Genomic DNA, 2,765 nt, shown 5'->3' on the forward strand with positions numbered 1-2,765 from the left:
GGTTCATCAGCAGCCCGGCGCCGTAGGCGAGACCGGCGACGACGACCACGGCGACGCCGAGCAGCGCCACCTTGCTGCGGCCCTTCTTCTTGGGCGCCTTGGTCGACTTGGCGGACTGGGCGGGCGCGGCGGGGCCGCGCCGGCCCGGCTCCGGCGGCTTCGGGAGCGGGTACGACGCCGCCTGGCCGCCGGGGCCCGGCGCGAACGGCGACTCGGTCCCGGGCGGCACCACGGGGATGCCGCTGGTGACGGTGTGTCCGGAGACGTTGTCCGGACGGCCCGCGTAGCCCGGGGTGCCCGGCTCGGGGGCGGGCTGCTGCGGGGTCAGGATCGCGGTGTCGTCGCTCAGGCCGCCGCCGGGGCGTGCGGTGTGCGCGCCGGGGACGCCGGACGGACCGGCGGAACCAGCGGGGCCGGCCGGGCCGGAGGCGATCGCGGGTCCGCCGCCGGTGGGCGGCGGGAACGGGCCGTCGCCGGTCACCGGACCGCCGGTCGGGCCCGCGGGCCCCTGCGCTCCGCCGGGCCGGCCGGGCCCGCCGGGGACGCCCGCCCCGTTGAAGCCGCTCAGGCCACCGGGCCCGTTCGGGTCGCTGTGGCCGCCGTGGCCGCTGTGGCCGTCCCGGTCGCTCTGGCCGCTCTGGCCGCTCCCGCCGTTCTCCGAGAAGAACGGCAGGTCGTCGCGGCTCGGCTCGCCGCTGCCGCCGGGCCGGGAACCGCCGGAGCGGGCACCCGCCGCCAGCGCCTCGGTCACGTCGAAGGAGCCGGTGCCGCCGCCGTGGCCGGGGGCGACGGGGCCGCCGGTGGCCCCGGGAAGCCCGCCGCCGGAGGAACCGGCGCGCGCGGAGCCGCCGGGCACGCTCATGGAGCCGACCACACCACCGGGCCGGCCGCCGGCCGCCGGCCGCGAACCGCCCGAAGCGCCCGCGCCGGACGGTCCCGCACCAGGCGTGCCGGGGCCCGTTCCGGACCCGTTGGCGGGCGCGCCCGAACCGCCGGGCAGCCCTGCGCCGTTGGTGCCGCCGCCGCCCTGGCCGCCCTTCTTCGTCTGCGACTTGCGGGGCGCGAACCAGTCGCTGGTCGTCTTGTCCCCGGCCGTGGCGGCGCCCTCGGCGTCGCCGGAGGCCTCCGCGGCGCCCGAAGGCGTCCGCGCGTCACCGCCGGCGCCCTGGCCCGTTCCGTCGGCCCGCGCGGACCCCCTGGTCGGCAGGGGCACCTTGGCCCCGTCGGACCCCGGGGCTCCCTGGGGCCCCTGGGAACCCTGAGCACCGCCGGGGCCCTCGGCCCCTTGGCCTTCCGCCTCGGCCTCGTTGACGGTCTTGCGCACGACCACCGGCGGAATCGGCCGGGACCCGGGGATGTTGATCCGGATCCGGGTCGTCAGTGTGGTCTCGGTCTTGCGTTCCTCGGGCTGCGCGGCCGAACGGCCCGCGCCCGCGCCGTCGTCGGACACCGCCGGGATGCCGTACGGCGGGGTCCCCGAGGGGTAGGCGGCTCCGCCGCGCCCGTTGGGCCCGGAGGACGGAGTGTCAGTTTCACGACTCAAGGCAGGTTCTCCCGGTTGGCTCCGCCGCCCGTTACGACCTGACTGTGCGGGCGGCTCGGCGGCGCGCACCACCATACTGGCCACATCTGGCCGGCATCCCGGGACCGCCGGGGAAACCCACACGGGACCCGCACGGCGGCGCTGGGAAGAAGCGGTACGTCATTCGCCAAGTCGGACGTCACGGACCGTCCGGTTGCCGCCCGCGGCCCAGAGTGGCGCAGATCACAGCGACAGCCATGCCGCCGAGCAGGAAGAGGTAGGAGCCGCCGCCCGCGGCGAAGAGGAAGTCCCCTTCCGGACGGCTGGCGGTGAGCAGCACGACGGCGACCATCCAGCCGGCCGCGCCCGCCACGGCACCGCCCCGGCCGCCGGTGGCCCGCGCGGCGCCCAGGAACAGCCCGGCGGAGCCCGCGAGGGCGAGCAGCAGCCCGCCGGGGAACCACGCGGCCTGCACCAGCGCCCCGGCCAGGCCGACCACCGCGCCGAGCACGAACAGCCCCAGGTAGGCGGCGGCCCGCCCGGCGGACGGCGGCTTGAGGGGCTGGGCCAGCATGGAGCCGTGGGCGGGCTCCCGTCCGGCGGGGCTCATGACGCCTCCCCGGTCCCGTCGGCCTCCGTGTTCCCGGCGATCCCGGCGATCCCGGCGAACAGGTCGCCGTGGACGCCCGCGACGCCCTCTCCACACACCAGTTCGTAGTACTCGGTGGTGAACAGGGGCTGGGCCAGCTCGTTGGAGAGCGCGAAGCAGGGCTCGGCCACCTCGATCTGGGTGGCGTGGGCGCGCATCGCGGCGGCCTTGGCGGCGGCATGGGCGGTGCCGTCGACCCGTGCGGTGATCCGCTCGTCGGCGACGACACCCGGTACGTCCTCGATGGCGGCGGACTTGGCGAAGGGCAGCCCGGCCAGGTCGTCCTGGAGCCGCGCGAAGGCGGCCTCGGCGACGGAGCGCGGCACCCGGTTCCAGTACACCCGGGCGATCCGCCAGGGCTCGCCCAGGTCGGGCCGTACGGCGGGGTCGGCGGCCAGGTCCGCGGCGCGCATGGCGATGCGGTGGGCCTGGATGTGGTCGGGGTGGCCGTACCCGCCGTTGTCGTCGTACGTCACGAGGACCTGCGGGCGCACCTCGCGGATCACGGCGACGAGGTGCCCGGCGGCCTCGTCGAGGTCGGCCTGCCAGAGGCAGTCGGGATCCTCGTTGTCGGGCAGGCCCATCATCCCGGAG

2 protein-coding genes and 1 pseudogene are annotated in these 2,765 nt (G+C 77.5%); all 3 read right to left on the reverse strand.

Going from position 1 to position 2,765, the window contains the following annotated elements:
• Positions 1 to 1,543 (reverse strand): annotated as a pseudogene (locus tag ABZ484_RS38545) (hypothetical protein); the annotation flags it as partial.
• Positions 1,544 to 1,721: 178 nt separating this feature from the next.
• Complete coding sequence (locus tag ABZ484_RS38550) at positions 1,722 to 2,132, reverse strand: DUF6113 family protein (RefSeq protein WP_358870611.1); 411 nt, start codon at positions 2,130 to 2,132, stop codon at positions 1,722 to 1,724.
• Positions 2,129 to 2,765 (reverse strand): N-acetyl-1-D-myo-inositol-2-amino-2-deoxy-alpha-D-glucopyranoside deacetylase (mshB, locus tag ABZ484_RS38555; protein ID WP_358870612.1); only part of this gene is annotated, 637 nt, incomplete at its 5' end. The genes ABZ484_RS38550 and mshB, both read right to left, overlap by 4 nt.

The sequence above is a fragment of the Streptomyces sp. NPDC006393 genome (genome assembly GCF_040628575.1).
Taxonomy (GTDB): domain Bacteria; phylum Actinomycetota; class Actinomycetes; order Streptomycetales; family Streptomycetaceae; genus Streptomyces.

Coding starts and splice junctions, on each gene's coding strand:
- ABZ484_RS38550 (WP_358870611.1), bottom strand. CDS start 2,132: ATGAGCCCCGCCGGACGGGAGCCCGCCCACGGCTCCATGCTGGCCCAG.